Here is a 17750-nt window from a genome sequence, read left to right on the forward strand (position 1 = left end):
TGGAGGTTTCGGGTGCGCGATGCGGCCACCGAGGAAGCGGATCTGCTGGCGCGCGCGGTCGATGGCGACCGCGCGGCGGCCGCGGTGCTGGTCGATCGTCTGGGACCCAAGCTGATGGCCTTCAGCCTGAAGATGACCGGCGGCGACCGGGCCGAGGCGGAGGAGATCGTCCAAGAGGCCTTCCTGCGTCTTTGGCGCAAGGCGCCGGATTGGACGGGGGACGGGCCCGCGCGCCTCTCGACCTGGCTGGGGCGGGTGGCCGCGAACCTCGCCGTGGACCGGCACCGCAAGCGCGGCCGGACAACGCCGCTCGACGAGGACGCCCCGCTGCCGGATCCGGATCCCGGCGCCCTCGCCGGGCTGATCGCCGCCGACCGGCGCGCCGCCATCCAAGCCGCGCTCGCCGCGCTGCCCGACCGGCAGCGGCAGGCGGTCGTGTTGCGCCTCGTGGAGGGCTATTCGAATCCCGACATCGCGGCGACCATGGGCACCGGTGTCGAAGCGGTCGAAAGCCTGATCGCCCGCGGCAAGCGGCGGCTGGCGACGCTGTTGCGCGGGCTGGACGAAGAAGAAAGGAACGGGACCGATGGCTGACGACCGCGAGATCGACCGCTGGCTGGCGGAGATGGCCGAGGACGAAGCGCCGCTCTCCCCCGGCCTCCGCGCGGCCATCCTGGACGGGCTGCCCGCGCCGCAGCGCTGGGTCTGGTGGCGTCCGGCGCTGGTTTGGACCGGCCCAATGGCGGCCGCGCTCTGCGGGATCTGGCTGGGTTTGGCCCAACCGGCGCTGGTCTTGCAGGCCGTGCCCGGCCTCGGGGAGCCAGTCGCTGTCGGGGGGGCGGACCCGCTGGACGAGTGGGAGGGATGGCTGTGAGTCGAAACTGGACCAAGCCCGCCCTCGCCGTTTCGCTGGCGATCAACCTGCTGGTCGCCGGGGCGGTGGGCGGCGCGCTGCTGACGGATCGCGGCCCTGGGCGGGGCGGACCCACGGGCGGCCCGCCGGAGCTGCGCAGTTTCGAGAGAGGATTGGAGCCCGAGCGCCGGGACGCGCTGCGCGCCCGGCTGCGGGAGGACCCGGCGCTGCGCGGCGGGCGCGCGCGTCTGCGGGCGACGCGCGGCGAACTCGTATCGGTCTTGCGCGCCGAGCCGTTCGACGCCGATGCCTTCCGCGCGGCGCTGTCGGCGCAGCGCGCGGTCCAGACCGAACTGGTCACGCGCGCCTTGGAAGCGATGGTCCTCACCGCCCAGGAGATGGCACCTAATGAGCGCGCGGCGCTGGCCGACGTGCTCGCCCGCCGGCGCCGCTAGAGCGCGCGGCGGGTGCCCTGCCGCCAAGATCGCCAAGACGCCGGGGATCGAGGCGCGGCGGGGTCCGTGCAGGCTCTTTTCGCCCTGGGCGCGCGTCGAGAGCGGGGTCGCCCCTCCGTCAGGCCGTCTCTGCCAAAGCCACCTGATTCCGTCCCGCGCCCTTGGCCGCATAAAGCGCGCGGTCGGCAATCGTGAGCACGTGATCGGCGGCGTCGTCGCGGTCTTCGAGCATCGCCACGCCCAGCGACATCGTCACCAGGAGCGGCGTGCCGTCCTCCAGCCGCAGATCCATCGCCTCGATGGCGCCGCGCAGGCGCTCCGCTACGGCGCGGGTCTGCTCCAAAGTGCTGCCGGGCAGGATCGCCAGGAATTCCTCCCCGCCGATCCGGCAGGCGATATCCTCCAACCGGAGCCGGTCGCGCATGACCTGCGCCACGCTCGCCAGAACCCTATCGCCCACGATATGCCCGTGGGTGTCGTTCACCGCCTTGAAGTGATCGATATCCATCAGCACCACCCCCGCACGGACGCCCTGGCTCCGGCAGCGGGTCGAAACCTGGGACAGGTGATGCAGCCCCCAACGGCGATTATGCAGCCCCGTGAGCGGGTCGATCGATGCCAGGCGCAGGCCGGTTTCCAGCGTGTCGCGCAGCCGGTCGGCCCGGCTCTTGCGCGACAGCTGCGTCCGGATGCGCATCGCGATCTCCTCGGCCGAACAGGGGCGGTAGGCGACATCCGACGCCCCCAGGTCCAAGGCGGTCGCGGCCCGTTCGCTATCGGCGGCGGGCAGCAAGACGATCACCGCGGAATGCCGGGTGGCCTGACGCGACCGCAGCTCGGACATCAGCCGCAGACCGGCATTCGGCGCCGCGAGATCGGCCTCGACGAGGAAGAGGTCGGGCGCCGCCTCGCGGGTGATGGCCAGGGCCGCGTCACGCTTGAGGATGGACAGATTCTCCCGGAAATGCGGCCGCAACTGCTCGCGCAGACGCAGAAGCCAGGCCGTGTCCCCTCCCGCGATGAGCGCGACCCGGCCTGCCGGGCTTTGCGTGGCATAGGAAGCTTGCCCCGCAGGCTCCCCGAACCCGGCGGGCGCGAGGGCTTCAGGGCCCATGCAGAGCAGCGCGCCGGACTGAGCGGCCACCATCCGCTCCTCCTCATGGCTGCGCAGGAGGGAACGGACCCGCGCCAAGAGCGCGACATCGTCGACGGGTTTCTGCAGAAAATCGTCCGCGCCCGAGGCCAGGCCTTCCATCCGCGCCGCATCGTCCATGGCGGCCGTGACGAGAATCACAGGAATCGCGGCGGTCGCGGGATCTGCGCGCAGCCGGGCACAGGCCTCGGCGCCGCCCATTCCGGGCATCATCATGTCCATCACGATGAGGTCGATTCCGCCCCGGCGCGCCGCCTCGAGCGCGGCCTCGCCGGACTCGACGCATTCGACACTGTAGCGGGCCGCGTTCAATTTCACCTTCAACACGATGCGACTCGTCGCTACGTCGTCGACGATGAGGATGCGTCCGGTCATTCCCGCCCTTCTGGATATCGCGTCGGTGCCCGTCGGTGGTATTCTTAACCGTTCGGTCAGCTTTGTTATGTTAGGGTGAAGGTTAACAAATGGTTTCCAATGCGCGAAGTTCTCCCTGCGGAACGAAGGTAAACCGATGGCCATGACCCCCGATCGTGCCGAAATCGTCGCACTTCATGCGCTTGGCTGGCTCGCATCCGCCGATCTTCTGGACGCCTTTCAAGGCGCCACCGGCGCGGATCGTGCTCAGATCGCCCAAGCCGCGGGCGACCCGGTCTTCCTGGCGGCCGTCATGGATTTCGTTCTGACATCAGATGGATGGGTGCAGGGCGCCTGCGCGGCGCAGGATCTGCCCTTCGAGCAGTTCCTGGCCGCGCGGGCCGCCTTGCCGGGGGGCGATCTGCCGCATTGGACCTGAGCGCCGCGCACCCCGCGCCGCTTACTCCTCGAACCACCAGATATCCGGCTGGAAACCGATCCAGTCGCCATAGATCGGCAGCCGGTCGGCCGGGTATTTGAGCTTCGCGTCATGGGCGATCCAGCTCACCGGGTTATGCCAGATCGGAATGACGTAGCGCCCCGCCGTCAGCACCCGGTCGAGCGCGCGGATGGCGGCGACGTAGTCCTCCTGCGTCTGGGCCGAAAGCATCGCCTCGATCATCGCCGCGATGGCCGGGTCCGAGGCGCCCATCAGGTTGCGGGTGCCGGGCGTATCGACGCCTTGCGGCCCCCAATAGGCCAGCTGCTCGTTGCCCGGAGAGAGCGACAGGCCCCAGCGGTAATAGGTCATGTCGAAGTCGTAGGCGTTGATCCGCTCCTTGAACTGGGCGTCGTCGATCCGCGAGACGGTCGCCTCGATCCCCAGCCGCTCCAGCGCCTCGACATAGATGTCGACGATCGAGTCGACCTCGGAAGAGCCCGATTGCAGCAGGATCTCGAAGGTCACGGGTCCCTCCGGCCCGGTCAGCACCCCCTCCGCGACGCGATAGCCCGCCTCTTGCAGGAGCGCGGTCGCGGTGCGGAGGCCGCCGCGATTGGCGGCGCGGCCATTCGTCACCGGAAAATCGTAGCCCTCAAGGGTGCCCGGCAGCAGATCGGACTGCGCCGCGAGCAATTCGGCGACGCGGCCCCCGGCGGGACCCTCCCGCATGCCCAGGGGCGAGTTGTCGAAATAGGAGGTGATGCGCGGCTGGCCGCCCCCGTTGATGACCCCATCGATATACTCGAAGTTGAATGCCTGGATCATCGCCTCGCGCACGCGCCAGTCGTCGAACGGCGCCACGCGGGTGTTCATCACCAGCCCCGTCATGCCCGTGGGCCGCTGATGCGGGATCTCGGAGAGCACGACATCGCCCGCCCGAACAGCCGGGAAGTCGTAATCCCGCGCCCATTTGGCGGCGTTGGTCTCGCGCATGGTCGACAACTCGCCCGCCTTGAACGCCTCGAAATGCGCGGTGGCGTCGCCGAAGAACTCCATCCGGATGGTATCGACATTGTTGGTGCCGACACGGAACGGCAGGTCCTCGCCCCAGTAGTCCTCGTCGCGGCTGAGCTCGACATAGCGGCCCGCGTCGAAATCGGTGATGACATAGGGCGCGGTGGTGATCGGGATCGTGTCGAGGCCGGAGCGGAAAAACGCGCTCTCGTCCTCCTCCCATTGTGACTTCTTCATGACCGGGCGCAGCCCGAGGATCATGAGCAATTCGCGGTCCGGCGCGTCGATGGTGAAGCGCACGCCGCGCTCGCCCACCTGCTCCAATCCGGTCACCTTTGAGAAGGCCGTGCGGTAGCGGCCATGGGCCCCTTCCTGCCCCAGGATGTTGAAGGACCAGATCACGTCCGCGGGCGTCACCGGCGTCCCGTCGGAGAAGCGCGCCTCGGGATGCAGCTGGAACGTCACCTGCGTGTGATCGTCGGACAGCTCGACCGTTTCGGCCAGCAAACCATAGAGCGTGAAGGGCTCGTCATAGCTGCGGCCCAATAGCGACTCATAGGCCAGAAAGCGCAGCTGCCAGGGCACCCGGCCCTGGAGGATGTGCGGGTTCAGGCTGTCGAAGCTGCCGACCTGCCCGTCCGAGAACGCGCCGCCCCTGGGCGCGTCGGGGTTCACATGAGGCAGATGCGCATAGTCCGGCGGCAGAGCCGGCTCGCCATAGAGCGCGACGCCATGGCTCTCGGCAACCGCCGCAGAGGCCGGGCCGAGGGCCAGAAGGACGGCGATTGCGCGCGCAGAACGTGATCCCATGGTTAGGCAACGATGAACGGTCATGGCTGCGATTGTCTCCCGGATGCCTGTATTTATTGGCCGAGTGTAGCGGCTCGGGAATCCGACCGCCAAAACTTTCTCTTTGCAGCCGTGGCGTAAACGTCTATAAACAGGGCACTGCTCGATAGGTTTCTTGCCTGTATGAAACCTGCCTCAATGACTTGACGCCCGCCTCGTGCGGGCGTTTTTTTTGGTCCGCGCCCGCTGCGCCGTCAGCTTCCCCTTGCCTTGCACCTTCAACGAGCTAGCAATTTTTGCGTCAAGACGCTGATACATTTGCCTTGATCGCTCTGCGTGACATGCTTCACTGCCACCACGGCACGCCAGGACGGCACCGCTCTGACAGCCGAAGAGTTACCGAGCGTTCACAAAGTGATTCGCTCATTCACGGCTCGATCCAGGCACGAAATCACCGTCACTCCTTCTCTGGACCGGCCCGCATTTTGCGCAAACCGCATTCGCAGCTTACACAAAATGGTGTGCCGCGGCGCAGCACTTCCCCTCGCGGGCGCAGTGTCTATAGTCCGGTCGGTGAAGATATGTCAGGACCGGAGCCCTCGATGACCGCTGCCTCCCCTCTCATCGGTAAGACCGCCATCGTCACCGGTTCCAACTCGGGAATCGGTCTTGGAATCGCCCGGAGTTTTGCCGCGGCCGGGCTGGACGTGATCCTCAATTCCTACACCGACGACGACGCCGATCACGCGCTCGCGGCCGAGATCGCGGCCGAGACGGGCGCCGCGGTCCGCTACATCCAGGCGGATCTCTCCGACGGCGATCAGGCCCGCGGCCTGGTGGAGAAAGCGGGCGCCTGTGACATCCTGGTGAACAATGCCGGCATCCAGCACGTGGCCAGCATCGACGAATTCCCGACCGCCAAATGGGACGCGATCATCGCGATCAACCTGAACTCCGCCTTCCACACCACGGCGGCCGCCCTGCCGATGATGCGCAAGGCGGGCTGGGGACGCATCATCAACATCGCCTCGGCCCACGGCCTGACCGCCTCGCCCTACAAATCCGCCTATGTCGCCGCCAAACACGGCATCGTCGGGATGACCAAGGTCGTGGCCCTGGAGACCGCGGAAGAGCCGATCACCGCAAACGCCATCTGCCCGGGCTATGTGATGACCCCGCTGGTCGAGGCGCAAATCCCCGACACGATGGAGAAATACGGCGTAGATCGAGAAACGGCGATCCGCGACGTCATGCTGACGCGCCAGCCCTCCAAGGCATTCGCCACCACCGAGCAACTCGGCGGCACGGCGCTGTTCCTGTGCTCCGACCACGCCGCCCAGATCACCGGCACGACGATCAGCGTCGATGGCGGCTGGACCGCATTGTGAGCTCCGGCCGCAGCTTTCGCGACCGCGACATGAGCGGGTCGACCTTCGAAGCGGTCGACCTGTCGGGCGCCACCCTTTCGGATGTCTCCCTGGCCGGCGCGACCTTGGAGAACGTGGATATGGCGGCCTGCACCCTGACAAACGCGAACCTGTCGGGTGCATCGCTGCGCGATGTGAATCTGTCGGGCGCGGTGCTGTCGAACGCCAATATCGACGGAGCGACGCTGGACGGCATCCTGCTGACCGATCTTCTGGCCCGCTGGCGGGATGGCTGAGCCCCGGCGCGTCAATCTGGCGCTGCAAGGCGGTGGCGCCCATGGCGCCTTTACCTGGGGCGTGCTGGACAAGATCCTCGAAGACGACCGGCTCGAAATAGCGGGGATCTCGGGCACGTCGGCCGGGGCGCTCAATGGCAGCGCCCTCAAATGCGGCCTCGCCCGGGGCTCGCGCCAGTTCGCGCGGGAGACGCTGGACTGGGTCTGGACCCAGGTCGGCGCGATCTCGGACGAGCGGATCACGGACTGGTTCGCCGCGCTCTCTCCGATGGCGGTGAGCCACGCGATCGAAATGTCGCCCGGCTATCAAGCGCTCGATCTCTTCAACCGCGCAGTCTCGCCCTACCTGCGGCCGGACGTGGCCGAAGGGGCCCTGGCCCGCATCGTGGAAGCGCTCAACTTCGAGGCCATCTGCTCCGACCGCGGCCCGCAATTCCATGTCGGCGCGACCAATGTGCGCACCGGCAAGATCCGCCTCTTCACCCGCGAGGAGATCACGCCTGCCGCGATCCTGGCCTCCGCCTGCCTGCCCACGCTGTTTCCAGCCGTGGAGATCGACGGGGAGCATTATTGGGACGGTGGCTATACCGGCAACCCGGCGCTCTTTCCGCTCTTCGACCCACAACTGCCGCGCGACATCCTGATCGTGAACATCAACCCGCTGGAGCGGCCCGAATTGCCGGTCACGGCGCGGGACATCCAGAACCGGATCAACGAGATCAGCTTCAACAGCTCGCTCCTGCGCGAGCTGCGCGCGATCGCCTTCGTGCAGCGCCTGGTCCGCACGGGCGCGATCCCGGAGGGCGCGATGAAGGACGTGCTGGTCCACATGATCGCCGATGACGCGCTGATGCGGCAACTCTCCGTGGCGACCAAGTCGGTGCCGAACCCCGCCGTCCTCGAATCGCTGCGCCGCGCCGGGCAGGCCGCCGCCGCGCGCTTCCTCGACCAGGATTTCGACGCCATCGGAGAGCGGTCGACCGTGGATCTCGAAGAGATGTTCGCCTGAGGAACCGGGCCGCCAATCCCCGCGTTCGCCCGACAGCACCATCTGGAGGGTTATCCATGAGCCGCAAAGGCTTCACTGCCGATTGGACACCGTTCCGCGACGCCCTGCTCGGCCGCTTTCCCGGCCTGACCGAAGCGGATCTGGCCGACGCCGATGGCTCCATTTCGGCGCTGGCGACCCGTCTCGCGCGGATCGACGGCATCGCGCCGGCCGAGGCCGAGCAGATGCTGAACGCGTTTTCTGAGCGGCCCAATGCTCGCAGATGCCTATGCGGCGCCCCAGCATGACAATGCGGCGGCGATGGCCTCCGGGGCCTATCTCCCCGAGGGCGAGGATTCGCTTGCGGACGACCGACGCTTCGGCGACGACGATCTGCCCGAGCGGCCCATCGGCCGGGCCGCATCATGAGGCCGTTGGCCTTCGCCGCAGCCCTGGCCGCTGCCCGGCGCGGCTTCGGCGGATGATCCGAACGCGCGGGGCACCTTTGCGCCTCGGCCTGTTTGAGCTTCCGCCTTTAACAGGCCGGTCGGGGCCAATCGCCTCATCCGCATCGTGACCCAACCCGGCCATAGTCGCGCGGCGCTGACGCTCGACCCTGCCGACGCCTACCAGACGGCCTATCGCCGGCATCTGGGGCGCCTCGGACCGCGCGCCGGTGGCGGAGCCGGACTCTCGATCCCCGCTCAAGCGCCCCGGGGTCCGGGACAGATCCGCCCCCCGCGTGGCGACCACCGAGCAGACCCGCCCCCAGAGGCCGCCCGCCCCGCCATGGCTCGTAGCGGCGCAAGGGGCGCGCATTCCGGTCTGACGCGTCGGGAGTGCCCCTGGACGCGGACGAGTCAGGCCCCGAAAGCCGTCTCGTCTCCCGCGCCGCTCCAGGAACCGCCCCGCACGGCTCGCGGCACGGCAGCGTCCATCGAGGCTCGGAACGCAGGGGAGAGACCGCGAGCCCGCGAGATTGCGCGCCTTCGCCTCGACCAGGAGCGGGTCCGGCCCCGGATCGGCAGAGCGCGGGCAGACCTTCGCCACCAGCCCAGCGCGAAGGAAGCCGGCGCGGCCCGGGATTTGACTGGCCAGACACGGCGCGCCCCCTCGCGGAGGTCGCCACCACGCTTGCCCTGGAGCAGCGGCGCGACTCCCTGCTGTCCGCCGGTCCCTGCCGCGCCGCCCCCGCTTGACCCCACGCGCCCCGCGCCGCACCGTCCCACCCAAGGAGGAAAGCCCATGCCCAAAGCCTATTGGATCGCCCATGTCACGGTCACCGACCCGGACCCCTACGCGCTTTATGCCAAGGGCGCGACCGAGGCCTTCGCCGCCCATGGCGCCCGCGTCTTGGCCCGGGGCGGCCGCGTGGTCGGGCTTGAAGGCGAGAGCCGCCCGCGCAACGTGGTGATCGAGTTCGATAGCCTGGAGGCCGCGCAGGCCTGCTACGACTCCGCCGAGTATCAGGCGGCGCGCAAGCACCGGATCGGCGCCGGAGACGCGCAGATCATCCTGCTAGAGGGAACAGACTGACCCCCGGACCTCGGATCGAGGGCGGCTGGGTCAATGGACGATGCGCTGCGACCACGCCGCCCCCGACGTAAAATTCTGCTGGTTTGACCGATGGAGCGCTCCCGGGGTGTAGCTCCGGTGTGTCCGTGATGCCGGTCAACGCCCCCCCGCGACGGAATGCCCTGGGCACGGCACCGGCTGTTTGCCCGGTCCGGTTGCGATCGTGGTCGCCGCTTGGGATCCGGGCCGCAACGGCCCGGTTGACCTGCCCGGCCTGTCCGCGCCCTGCATCTCCGGCGTGGCGAAGTTCGACAGCTTCGTCGCCGGCACGATCGCTTCTGACCGCGCCGCCCCAAGCTTCGGATCGTCCGGTATCGGCGGGCTGCGACGCTTCGAAAGCGGCCAGAGCGATACGGCCAACACCTCCAGATTGGCCATCCTCGCCAGGGCGCCTGTAGGTCCATTGCAACCGGCCGCGACTTCTGAAGCAGCGACGCTTGCGGTGGCGGTGGCGCGGGCGACCGCCTCGGAGGCTGCGGCACCGGGCTTTCCGAGTCCCGCCTCGCTCCGCGCGCTCGTGCAGCGGCTTGACCCTTCGATGGGCCGGCGTTGCCCGGCCCGTGTGTCACGCGCTATCTGACGGCCATGACCGACCGTGCCGCCCCGCAAGAACCCAGCCTGATCCGCATCGCCCGCGAAAACGGCGAACCCGCCAAGGCCGAACCGCTCGACCTCGGCCCCCGGGTGCGGGACCTGCGCAAGGCGCGCGGCTGGACGCTGGAGCAGGCCGCACAGCAGGCCGGACTGGCCCGCTCGACCCTGTCCAAGATCGAGAACGGCCAGATGTCGCCCACCTACGACGCGCTCAAGAAGCTCGCCGTGGGCCTGGAGATCGGCGTGCCGCAGCTCTTCACCCCTCCGAAGAAGGACCAGGTCACGGGCCGCCGCGCCATCACCCGGCTGGGCGAGGGCCAGGCCCATCCGACCGCCACCTATGAGCACGAGTTGCTGGCGAGCGCGCTCACCACCAAGCGGATGCTGCCCTACCGCGCCCGCATCCGCGCCCGCGCCTTCGAGGAGTTCGACGGCTGGGTCCGCCATGACGGGGAGGAGTTCCTGCTGGTTCTGACCGGTACGATCCGCCTGCTGACGGAGTTCTACGAACCCGTGGAGATGCGCCGCGGCGACAGCGCCTATTACGACGCCTCGATGGGTCATAACGTGATCAGCACCTCGCCCGAGGACGCGACGATCCTGTGGGTCACCTGCCTGGACTGACCCGAGGGGCGCGCGCGACTGCTCCATCACCGGTTCCAAAATACTCATGTCGCCCAGATTTCTCGCAGGCGTGCCGTCGCGGTCGGCGCGCGCGGGCTTGACCGGCGGCCCCTCGCTCCGATTGACTGCAAGGCAAGGCGGGAACGAAATTTTACCAGTTGATAAAATTCTTGGACCTGCCAACCTGTCCTGAACAGATCAGGGAGACAGACCATGACTGAAGCGTTCCGCCAGACCGGCATCCGGGCCGGGCGCCTAGGCCCCGACGACCTGGCGCGAAACTTCTCCGATCTGCATGCGGCCTATGACCGCCACGAGGCGACCGTGGCCGCGGACCGCTGCTATTTCTGCCACGACGCGCCCTGCATCACGGCCTGTCCCACCGATATCGACATCCCGCTCTTCATCCGCCAGATCCAGGCGGGCCAGCCCGAAGCGGCGGCCCAGACGATCTTCGACCAGAACATCCTGGGCGGCATGTGCGCCCGGGTCTGCCCGACCGAGACGCTCTGCGAACAGGCCTGTGTGCGCGAGGCGGCCGAGGGCAAGCCGGTCGAAATCGGACGCCTGCAGCGCTATGCCACCGACTCCATGATGGCGGCGGGCGAGCACCCCTATACCCGCGCCCCCGCGACCGGGCGGAAGGTCGCCATCGTCGGCGCCGGCCCGGCCGGGCTGGCCTGCGCCCATCGGCTGGCCATGCATGGCCATGACGTGGTCGTCTTCGACGCCCGCCCCAAGCCCGGCGGCCTGAACGAATACGGGATCGCCGCCTACAAGACGCCGAACGGCTTCGCCCAGGCGGAGGTCGACTGGCTGCTCAAGATCGGCGGGATCACCCTGCAACATGATCGCGCCCTGGGCCGCGACCTTACCCTTGAAGAGCTGCGCCACGACCATGACGCGGTGTTCCTGGGCATGGGGCTCGGCGGCGTCGGCGCGTTGGGGCTGGAGGCCGAGGACCTGACCGGCTGCGAGAACGCGGTCGATTTCATCGCCACCCTGCGCCAGACCGAAGACCTGACCACCCTACCCGTCGGACGCCACATCGTCGTCATCGGCGGCGGCATGACCGCGGTCGATGCCGCTGTGCAATCCAAGCTGCTCGGCGCGCAATCGGTGACCATCGCCTATCGCCGCGCGCAGGACCGGATGCCCGCCAGCCGCTACGAGCAGGACCTCGCCGCGACACACGGCGTGCAGATCCTGACCCATGTCGTGCCCGTCGCGCTCCATGGCGAAGGGGCGCTGCGCGAGGTCGAGCTCGCCTATGTCGACGCCGACATGACCCAGACCGGCGAGACGATCCGGCTGGCCGCTGACCAGCTCTTCCGCGCCATCGGCCAGAAACTGGAGACGGTCGAGGGCCTCGCGATCGAGGGCGGCAAGATCGCCGTGACCGGCGCGGGCCGCACCTCGGTCGAGGGCGTCTGGGCCGGGGGCGACTGCGCGGCGGGGGGCGAAGACCTCACCGTGACCGCGGTGGCCCAGGGCCGCGACGCGGCGGAGGACATCCACGCCATGCTGACGGGGGCGGGGTGACGGCCCCGCTTTCCCCACAGGAGCGGAAGGTCGTCGACCTGATCGCAGGTATGGACGATCCAGAAAAGCTCCGTAAGTTGATCGTTAACGCGAGGCGACAGAAATCCTCCGCAGTCGAAGCCGCTGCCTTCGAACGTCTCTGTTTCGTTCAGCCCGAAGCGACACCCGGAACAGTCGAGCATGATGTCTGGCAATCCATCCACGCCCTCGAAGAGATGCTTCTCGAGGAACGTGGGAAGACCGTCCGGCTATCGCGCACCCGCCAGAAGATAGCACGGGACGGCGAGGCCAAGACCGCGTCGGACCTTACCTTGAAGCGCGATGCTTCCGCGGGGTTCCAAGATCTGATCTCCCGCGGACATCCTGAGCTGACCTTCGAGGCAGTGGCGTTACGCCACCCCAAGACATTCGACGAAGACGTTCTTACCGCCGCACGTGATCGCCTGACCGAAGCCGGCATCGACCCCGACCAATTCCAACCCGGAGGCAAGTGACATGGCCGACCTCACCACCGACTTCGTGGGCATCAAATCGCCCAACCCTTTCTGGCTGGCCTCCGCGCCGCCGACCGACAAGGAATACAACGTCCGCCGCGCCTTCGAGGCGGGCTGGGGCGGCGTCGTCTGGAAGACGCTCGGCGCCGAGGGCCCACCCGTCGTCAACGTCAACGGCCCCCGCTACGGCGCGGTCTATGGCGCCGACCGGCGTCTCCTGGGCCTCAACAACATCGAACTGATCACCGACCGGCCGCTGGAAGTGAACCTGCGCGAGATCAAGCAGGTCAAGCGCGACTATCCCGACCGCGCGATGGTCGTCTCGATCATGGTCCCCTGCGAGGAGGAGGCCTGGAAGGCGATCCTTCCCCATGTCGAAGAGACGGGCGCCGACGGGATCGAGCTGAATTTCGGCTGCCCGCACGGCATGTCCGAGCGCGGCATGGGTTCCGCCGTGGGACAGGTGCCGGAATACATCGAGATGGTCACCCGCTGGTGCAAGATGTACACGCGCATGCCCGTCATCGTGAAGCTGACCCCCAACATCACCGATATCCGCAAGCCCGCCGCCGCCGCCAAGCGGGGCGGCGCTGACGCGGTCAGCCTCATCAACACGATCAATTCGATCACCCATGTGGACCTCGACATCTTCGCGCCCGAGCCGACCATCGACGGCAAGGGGTCGCATGGCGGCTATTGCGGCCCGGCAGTGAAGCCGATCGCGCTGTCGATGGTCTCTGAGATCGCCCGCGACCCCGAAACACACGGCCTGCCCATCAGCGGCATCGGCGGGGTGACGACTTGGCGCGACGCGGCGGAGTTCATGGCGCTGGGCGCGGGCAACGTGCAGGTCTGCACCGCCGCGATGACCTATGGCTTCGGTATCGTGAAGGAGCTGAAGGCGGGCCTGAGCCGCTATCTCGACGAGAAGGCCATGGCCCTGCCCGACCTCGTCGGCCGGGCCGTTCCCAACGTCACCGACTGGCAGCATCTGAACCTGGAATACGTCACAAAGGCGCGGATCGACCAGGACGCTTGCATCAAATGCGGCCGCTGCTACGCCGCCTGCGAGGACACCTCGCACCAGGCGATCTCGATGTCCGCTGACCGCACCTTCGAGGTGATCGACGCGGAATGTGTGGCCTGCAATCTCTGCGTCGATGTCTGCCCCGTCGAGGACTGCATCACGATGGAGCGCCTCGCCCCTGGCACCGTCGACCCCCGCACCGGCAAGACCGTTCAGGCCGAGCCCGCCGACTGGACGACCCACCCCAACAACCCCTCCTCGCCCAACTACGTGCCCGACGGACAGACGCGGATGGTGGAGGAACCGGCGGAGTGACAGGCGAAACCGGGGCTCGGAGCGGAAGGGTATTCTCGTCCGAGCCCAAATCCGGCGACCGTCGAACATGACGCGCTGTGGCTTCGAGGAAAGCCCAGTTCAGACCGAACCAACAGCGAGCGCGTCTCCTCGGAAGGGCCCAAAAGGCGCATCCTGTCCAAGCGAGGCCGCCCGGACAGAAGTGCCTCACGGCAGAGTGGGCGGCGCCTGCGGAGACCTGCCCTATCAGACCTGACCGCCGCCAAAGAACGAGGCCAGTCCCAAGACCGCGAGGACGGCAATGATCTTGCTCGACTTGCGCGTCGCCTGCCTTGCCATGGTGTGGGCTGCTTCGCTGCGGTGGTGACGCCCCTTGGCGAGGTAGAATTGCGTGTCGATCGAGCCATCGGGGCGGTAGCGGATGTTGGCTGTGTCAGTCATCTTGTCCTCCATAGGTTACGGGGATCACCTTGGAGGGGTTTGCAGCGCCGCGCTTGAAGGCGAGCTTCAGATCTTCTTAAGAAGTCTGCAGAAGCCCTTCGAAACGCTTGAGGGAGCGCTGGAAACTACGCATGGTTTCCTTCATGCGCTACCGTTTCTCCGATTGCGAGCTTGATACAGCGGCCCATGAGCTCAAACGACTTGGCCAACCGGTCCATGTCGAACCCCAGGTCTTCGACCTCATCCTCGCTTTGGCGGAAGCTGGCGGTGACCTTGTGAGCTATGACGGCCTGATGGAACGCATCTGGGCTGGCCGCATCGTCTCCGACGCGACGATCGCCACCCGGGTCAGCGCGGCAAGGGCTGCCGTTGGGGACAATGGAAAACGGCAATCCGTGATCCGAACGGTGCCGCGGCGTGGAATTCAGATGGCCGTTCCGGTCGTGCACGCGCCGCACGGGTCCGAAGCTACAGTCACGGTAAGTGTCCCCGAACCGGTCACTCCACAGGACGGACCACCACAGGAGATCAGGTACGTTCGTTCAGCTGACGGCGTGAACATCGCCTTCGCCGTCAACGGAGCGGGACCACCGCTCCTACGCGTCGGTCATTGGCTCACGCATCTCGACCTTGATTGGCACAGCCCGATCTGGCGCCCCTTGCTGGATCGTCTGGGGGCCCACCATACTGTCTACCGCTATGACCAGCGTGGAACCGGAATGTCGGACAAAGACTTTCCGGGAAAAGGCATCGAGGAGTTCGTTGGCGATTTGGAGGCAGTGGCCGACCAGGCCGGCCCCGAGCCAATTCCGATCTTCACCGCGTCTCAAGGCGTGGCAGTCGCTTTGAAGTTCGCCGCGGATTATCCGGAACGCGTGAGCCGGCTCGTCCTATATGCTGGGTATGCCCAAGGACGGTACCGGCGCGGAACGGAAGCCGCGCGACAGGAGGCGAAGGCGCATCTGGAACTTGTGCGGACAGGCTGGGGACAGCCCGAGAGCCTGTTCCTCAAACTGTTCACGCAGATCTACCTGCCTTCGGGATCCCGCGATCAGGTCGAACATCTGATTCAAATGCAGCTCGCCTCCGCAAGCGCCGCCCGCGCCGCACGGCTGCGCGACATCATCGATCACTTCGACGTCTCGGACATATTGGAAAAGGTCGAGGCCCCCGTGCTCCTGCTGCATGGGCGTGGGGACGCGGTCCACCCGATCGAACAAAGCGAGATGATGGCGCGGCGCTTGCCGAACGCAGTCTTCGTTCCCCTCGACACCGACAACCATGTGCCCCTGCCAGGTAGCCCGGCCTGGGAGGTCATCCTTTCCGAGACCGAACGATTCCTGCAGTCGTAGCAAAATTCGAGGTCTGCCCGCGGTGCCCGCATCGCAGGCAGCCAATCACTCCGCCGTCAGAACGCGCCGGAAATGGGTTTCCAGATGCGCTTCCGCCTCGTCCCAAGGGCCGCGGCCCGGCCCCAGGACAGCGCGGACCTGCACCTCGAAATCGGCATAGTGCTGCGTCAGCGCCCAGATCGAAAAGATCAAGTGGTGCGGGTCCGACGGCGCAAGTCGCCCGGCGTCCATCCAGCCCTGGATCACCACGGCCCGGGCATCCACCAGACGGCGCAGCTCGCCCGACAGCGCGTCGCCCATCTGCGGCGCGCCGCGGAGGATCTCGCCGGCGAAGAGGCGGCTCTCCCGCGGGTAGTCGCGCGACAGCGCGAGCTTGCGCCGCACGTAGCCCAGCATCTCCTCCAAGGGCGTGCCCTCGGGGTCGAGCGCGCGCAGCGGATCGAGCCAGGTCTCCAGCAGGCCGTCCAGAAGCGCCCGATAGATCGCCTCCTTGCCCGGGAAATAGTAAAGCAGGTTGGGCTTCGACAGCCCGGCCTCCCGCGCGATGTCGTCCAACGTGGCACCGCTGAAGCCGTCGCGGGAAAAGACCTCCAGCGCGGCCTCCAGGATCAGCGCCCTGTTCTTGAGCTGAATGCGCGTCGCGCCACCATCTTCCGGCATGTCCGCCCACCCCCTCGAAGCGCATGGGAGTCGTTTTTTGGCCCGTCGCCCGCATCTTGGCAAGGTTGGCCCCTGCGGAAACGCGCCCCGGTTCGCGGCCCGGTTGACTGCCCCCCGCCGGGTGGTAGCGTCAGCGTCAGACACGAGACCTGCGGGGGAAAGACATGGACGCGACGCCGGGACAGAACATGCGGGTCGATCCCGACCGGCTCTGGGACAGCCTGATGGAGATGGCCAAGATCGGCCCCGGCGTGGCGGGCGGCAACAACCGGCAGACCCTGACCGACGCGGATGCCGAGGGCCGCGCCCTGTTCCAGTCCTGGTGTGAGGCCGCGGGGCTGACCATGGGTCTCGATAAGATGGGCAACATGTTCGCCCGCCGCGAAGGGACCGAGGATCTGCCCGCCGTCTATGTAGGGTCCCATCTCGACACCCAGCCCACGGGGGGCAAATACGACGGCGTTCTGGGCGTGCTGGGCGGGCTGGAACTGATCCGGACACTCAACGACCTCAATATCAAGACCCGCCATCCGATCGTCGTCACCAACTGGACCAACGAGGAGGGCACGCGCTTCGCCCCCGCCATGCTGGCCTCCGGCGTCTTCGCGGGCGTCCACGACCAGGCCTGGGCCGAGGACAAGACCGATGCCGAGGGCAAGCGCTTCGGCGACGAGTTGGACCGCATCGGCTGGCGCGGCGACGAAGAGGTGGGCGCGCGTCGGGACGACATGCGCGCCTTCTTCGAGCTGCATATCGAGCAGGGCCCGATCCTGGAGGCCGAGGGAAAAGACATCGGCGTCGTCACCCATGGGCAGGGCCTGAGCTGGACCCAAGTGACGGTGACCGGCAAGGAGAGCCATACCGGCTCCACCCCCATGCCGATGCGCAAGAATGCGGGGCTCGCGATGGCGCGTATCCTCGAAAAGGTCGAGGAGATCGCCCTGGCGCACGCGCCCCACGCCGTGGGCGCCGCCGGCCATATCGACATCTACCCGAACTCTCGCAACGTGATCCCGGGCAAGGCGGTGTTCACCGTCGATTTCCGCTCTCCGGACCTTGCCACCATCGAAGAGATGGAGGGCGAGATGCGCATCGCCGCCCAGAAGATCGTCGATGACATGGGCCTGACCGTGGAGTTCGAGAAAACCGGCGGCTTCGACCCCGTCACCTTCGACGAGGGCTGCGTGACCGCCGTGCGCAACGCGGCCGAGCGGCTGGGCTACAGCCACCAGAACATCATCTCGGGCGCGGGCCATGATGCCTGCTGGATCAACCGCGTCTGCCCCACCGCGATGATCATGACGCCCTGCGTCGACGGTCTGTCGCATAACGAGGCCGAGGAGATCACCAAGGACTGGGCGCGGGCGGGCGCGGATGTGCTGCTGCATGCCGTGGTCGAGACGGCGGAAATCGTGTCCTGATGCGGGAGAGGCTGT

20 protein-coding genes are annotated in these 17750 nt (G+C 67.4%); 16 read left to right on the forward strand and 4 right to left on the reverse strand.

Annotated elements, in window-relative coordinates; genetic code table 11:
- Positions 1 to 12: 12 nt before the first annotated feature.
- Genes DTQ71_RS07070 through DTQ71_RS07080 form a run of 3 tightly spaced genes read left to right on the forward strand, consistent with a single transcriptional unit; the run spans position 13 to position 1308 of the window.
- Positions 13 to 594, forward strand: coding sequence for a sigma-70 family RNA polymerase sigma factor (locus DTQ71_RS07070; protein ID WP_172500046.1), 582 nt, complete (start codon positions 13 to 15; stop codon positions 592 to 594).
- Positions 587 to 874 carry a hypothetical protein gene (locus tag DTQ71_RS07075; protein ID WP_109563565.1) on the forward strand — a complete coding sequence of 96 codons (288 nt, stop codon included), beginning with the start codon at positions 587 to 589 and terminating at the stop codon, positions 872 to 874. The genes DTQ71_RS07070 and DTQ71_RS07075 overlap by 8 nt, the downstream gene beginning before the upstream one ends.
- Positions 865 to 1308: a periplasmic heavy metal sensor gene (locus tag DTQ71_RS07080; RefSeq protein WP_109563566.1), complete on the forward strand. Its 444-nt coding sequence runs from the start codon at positions 865 to 867 to the stop codon at positions 1306 to 1308. The genes DTQ71_RS07075 and DTQ71_RS07080 overlap by 10 nt, the downstream gene beginning before the upstream one ends.
- Positions 1309 to 1426: 118 nt before the next feature.
- On the opposite strand, the gene DTQ71_RS07085 is transcribed toward DTQ71_RS07080, so the two are convergent.
- The gene (locus DTQ71_RS07085) at positions 1427 to 2836 is read right to left on the reverse strand and encodes a diguanylate cyclase (protein WP_170125325.1); all 1410 of its coding nucleotides are present in this window, start codon (positions 2834 to 2836) and stop codon (positions 1427 to 1429) included.
- Positions 2837 to 2972: 136 nt separating this feature from the next.
- Between DTQ71_RS07085 and DTQ71_RS07090 the strand changes: the two genes are divergently transcribed.
- Positions 2973 to 3254 carry a DUF3572 family protein gene (locus DTQ71_RS07090; protein WP_109563568.1) on the forward strand — a complete coding sequence of 94 codons (282 nt, stop codon included), beginning with the start codon at positions 2973 to 2975 and terminating at the stop codon, positions 3252 to 3254.
- A 21-nt stretch (positions 3255 to 3275) separates the two neighbouring features.
- Here DTQ71_RS07090 and DTQ71_RS07095 read toward each other — a convergent pair whose 3' ends face one another.
- Positions 3276 to 5081 (reverse strand): extracellular solute-binding protein, encoded by a 1806-nt coding sequence (locus DTQ71_RS07095; RefSeq protein ID WP_109563569.1) that lies wholly within the window; start codon positions 5079 to 5081, stop codon positions 3276 to 3278.
- Between the two features lie 581 nt (positions 5082 to 5662).
- On the opposite strand from DTQ71_RS07095, the gene DTQ71_RS07100 reads away from it, so the two are divergent.
- The 10 genes from DTQ71_RS07100 to preA all read left to right on the forward strand — a co-directional run bounded on the left by DTQ71_RS07100 (position 5663) and on the right by preA (position 13882).
- The gene (locus tag DTQ71_RS07100) at positions 5663 to 6448 is read left to right on the forward strand and encodes a 3-hydroxybutyrate dehydrogenase (protein WP_109563570.1); all 786 of its coding nucleotides are present in this window, start codon (positions 5663 to 5665) and stop codon (positions 6446 to 6448) included.
- Between the two features lie 29 nt (positions 6449 to 6477).
- Positions 6478 to 6723, forward strand: coding sequence for a pentapeptide repeat-containing protein (locus DTQ71_RS07105; RefSeq protein WP_146204812.1), 246 nt, complete (start codon positions 6478 to 6480; stop codon positions 6721 to 6723).
- Positions 6716 to 7732, forward strand: a complete 1017-nt coding sequence (locus DTQ71_RS07110; protein WP_109563572.1) for a patatin-like phospholipase family protein — start codon at positions 6716 to 6718, stop codon at positions 7730 to 7732. The genes DTQ71_RS07105 and DTQ71_RS07110 overlap by 8 nt, the downstream gene beginning before the upstream one ends.
- Positions 7733 to 7788: 56 nt before the next feature.
- Entirely contained in the window at positions 7789 to 8019 is a 231-nt protein-coding gene (locus DTQ71_RS07115) for a hypothetical protein (protein ID WP_109563573.1), read from the forward strand.
- On the forward strand, positions 7985 to 8140 hold the full coding sequence (locus DTQ71_RS23420; RefSeq protein ID WP_170125326.1) for a hypothetical protein: 156 nt from the start codon (positions 7985 to 7987) through the stop codon (positions 8138 to 8140). The genes DTQ71_RS07115 and DTQ71_RS23420 overlap by 35 nt, the downstream gene beginning before the upstream one ends.
- Positions 8141 to 8956: 816 nt before the next feature.
- Complete coding sequence (locus DTQ71_RS07125; protein ID WP_109563574.1) at positions 8957 to 9247, forward strand: DUF1330 domain-containing protein; 291 nt, start codon at positions 8957 to 8959, stop codon at positions 9245 to 9247.
- A gap of 624 nt (positions 9248 to 9871) precedes the next feature.
- Positions 9872 to 10504 carry a helix-turn-helix domain-containing protein gene (locus tag DTQ71_RS07130; protein WP_109563782.1) on the forward strand — a complete coding sequence of 211 codons (633 nt, stop codon included), beginning with the start codon at positions 9872 to 9874 and terminating at the stop codon, positions 10502 to 10504.
- Between the two features lie 213 nt (positions 10505 to 10717).
- Positions 10718 to 12046 (forward strand): NAD(P)-dependent oxidoreductase, encoded by a 1329-nt coding sequence (locus tag DTQ71_RS07135; protein ID WP_109563575.1) that lies wholly within the window; start codon positions 10718 to 10720, stop codon positions 12044 to 12046.
- Complete coding sequence (locus DTQ71_RS07140) at positions 12043 to 12540, forward strand: hypothetical protein (RefSeq protein ID WP_245947301.1); 498 nt, start codon at positions 12043 to 12045, stop codon at positions 12538 to 12540. Before DTQ71_RS07135 ends, DTQ71_RS07140 begins: the two co-directional genes overlap by 4 nt.
- 1 nt (position 12541) lies before the next feature.
- Complete coding sequence (gene preA, locus DTQ71_RS07145; protein WP_109563576.1) at positions 12542 to 13882, forward strand: NAD-dependent dihydropyrimidine dehydrogenase subunit PreA; 1341 nt, start codon at positions 12542 to 12544, stop codon at positions 13880 to 13882.
- A 225-nt stretch (positions 13883 to 14107) separates the two neighbouring features.
- On the opposite strand, the gene DTQ71_RS07150 is transcribed toward preA, so the two are convergent.
- Positions 14108 to 14302 carry a hypothetical protein gene (locus DTQ71_RS07150; protein ID WP_109563577.1) on the reverse strand — a complete coding sequence of 65 codons (195 nt, stop codon included), beginning with the start codon at positions 14300 to 14302 and terminating at the stop codon, positions 14108 to 14110.
- Positions 14303 to 14445: 143 nt separating this feature from the next.
- Here DTQ71_RS07150 and DTQ71_RS07155 point away from each other — a divergent pair, with 143 nt between their 5' ends.
- Complete coding sequence (locus DTQ71_RS07155; RefSeq protein ID WP_170125327.1) at positions 14446 to 15654, forward strand: alpha/beta hydrolase; 1209 nt, start codon at positions 14446 to 14448, stop codon at positions 15652 to 15654.
- Positions 15655 to 15699: 45 nt separating this feature from the next.
- Here DTQ71_RS07155 and DTQ71_RS07160 read toward each other — a convergent pair whose 3' ends face one another.
- On the reverse strand, positions 15700 to 16314 hold the full coding sequence (locus DTQ71_RS07160) for a TetR family transcriptional regulator C-terminal domain-containing protein (RefSeq protein WP_109563579.1): 615 nt from the start codon (positions 16312 to 16314) through the stop codon (positions 15700 to 15702).
- A gap of 164 nt (positions 16315 to 16478) precedes the next feature.
- On the opposite strand from DTQ71_RS07160, the gene DTQ71_RS07165 reads away from it, so the two are divergent.
- Complete coding sequence (locus DTQ71_RS07165) at positions 16479 to 17735, forward strand: Zn-dependent hydrolase (RefSeq protein WP_109563580.1); 1257 nt, start codon at positions 16479 to 16481, stop codon at positions 17733 to 17735.
- Positions 17736 to 17750: the final 15 nt, after the last annotated feature.

This window comes from Jannaschia seohaensis, assembly GCF_900116765.1.
GTDB classification, from domain to species: Bacteria; Pseudomonadota; Alphaproteobacteria; order Rhodobacterales; family Rhodobacteraceae; genus Jannaschia; species Jannaschia seohaensis.

Bases quoted from the DNA above. Each gene is read 5' to 3' on its own strand.
- DTQ71_RS07075 (WP_109563565.1), top strand. From the start codon at position 587: ATGGCTGACGACCGCGAGATCGACCGCTGGCTGGCGGAGATGGCCGAG.
- DTQ71_RS07080 (WP_109563566.1), top strand. From the start codon at position 865: ATGGCTGTGAGTCGAAACTGGACCAAGCCCGCCCTCGCCGTTTCGCTG.
- DTQ71_RS07085 (WP_170125325.1), bottom strand. From the start codon at position 2,836: ATGACCGGACGCATCCTCATCGTCGACGACGTAGCGACGAGTCGCATC.
- DTQ71_RS07090 (WP_109563568.1), top strand. From the start codon at position 2,973: ATGGCCATGACCCCCGATCGTGCCGAAATCGTCGCACTTCATGCGCTT.
- DTQ71_RS07095 (WP_109563569.1), bottom strand. From the start codon at position 5,081: ATGGGATCACGTTCTGCGCGCGCAATCGCCGTCCTTCTGGCCCTCGGC.
- DTQ71_RS07100 (WP_109563570.1), top strand. From the start codon at position 5,663: ATGACCGCTGCCTCCCCTCTCATCGGTAAGACCGCCATCGTCACCGGT.
- DTQ71_RS07105 (WP_146204812.1), top strand. From the start codon at position 6,478: ATGAGCGGGTCGACCTTCGAAGCGGTCGACCTGTCGGGCGCCACCCTT.
- DTQ71_RS07110 (WP_109563572.1), top strand. From the start codon at position 6,716: ATGGCTGAGCCCCGGCGCGTCAATCTGGCGCTGCAAGGCGGTGGCGCC.
- DTQ71_RS07115 (WP_109563573.1), top strand. From the start codon at position 7,789: ATGAGCCGCAAAGGCTTCACTGCCGATTGGACACCGTTCCGCGACGCC.
- DTQ71_RS23420 (WP_170125326.1), top strand. From the start codon at position 7,985: ATGCTCGCAGATGCCTATGCGGCGCCCCAGCATGACAATGCGGCGGCG.
- DTQ71_RS07125 (WP_109563574.1), top strand. From the start codon at position 8,957: ATGCCCAAAGCCTATTGGATCGCCCATGTCACGGTCACCGACCCGGAC.
- DTQ71_RS07130 (WP_109563782.1), top strand. From the start codon at position 9,872: ATGACCGACCGTGCCGCCCCGCAAGAACCCAGCCTGATCCGCATCGCC.
- DTQ71_RS07135 (WP_109563575.1), top strand. From the start codon at position 10,718: ATGACTGAAGCGTTCCGCCAGACCGGCATCCGGGCCGGGCGCCTAGGC.
- preA (WP_109563576.1), top strand. From the start codon at position 12,542: ATGGCCGACCTCACCACCGACTTCGTGGGCATCAAATCGCCCAACCCT.
- DTQ71_RS07150 (WP_109563577.1), bottom strand. From the start codon at position 14,302: ATGACTGACACAGCCAACATCCGCTACCGCCCCGATGGCTCGATCGAC.
- DTQ71_RS07155 (WP_170125327.1), top strand. From the start codon at position 14,446: ATGCGCTACCGTTTCTCCGATTGCGAGCTTGATACAGCGGCCCATGAG.
- DTQ71_RS07160 (WP_109563579.1), bottom strand. From the start codon at position 16,314: ATGCCGGAAGATGGTGGCGCGACGCGCATTCAGCTCAAGAACAGGGCG.
- DTQ71_RS07165 (WP_109563580.1), top strand. From the start codon at position 16,479: ATGGACGCGACGCCGGGACAGAACATGCGGGTCGATCCCGACCGGCTC.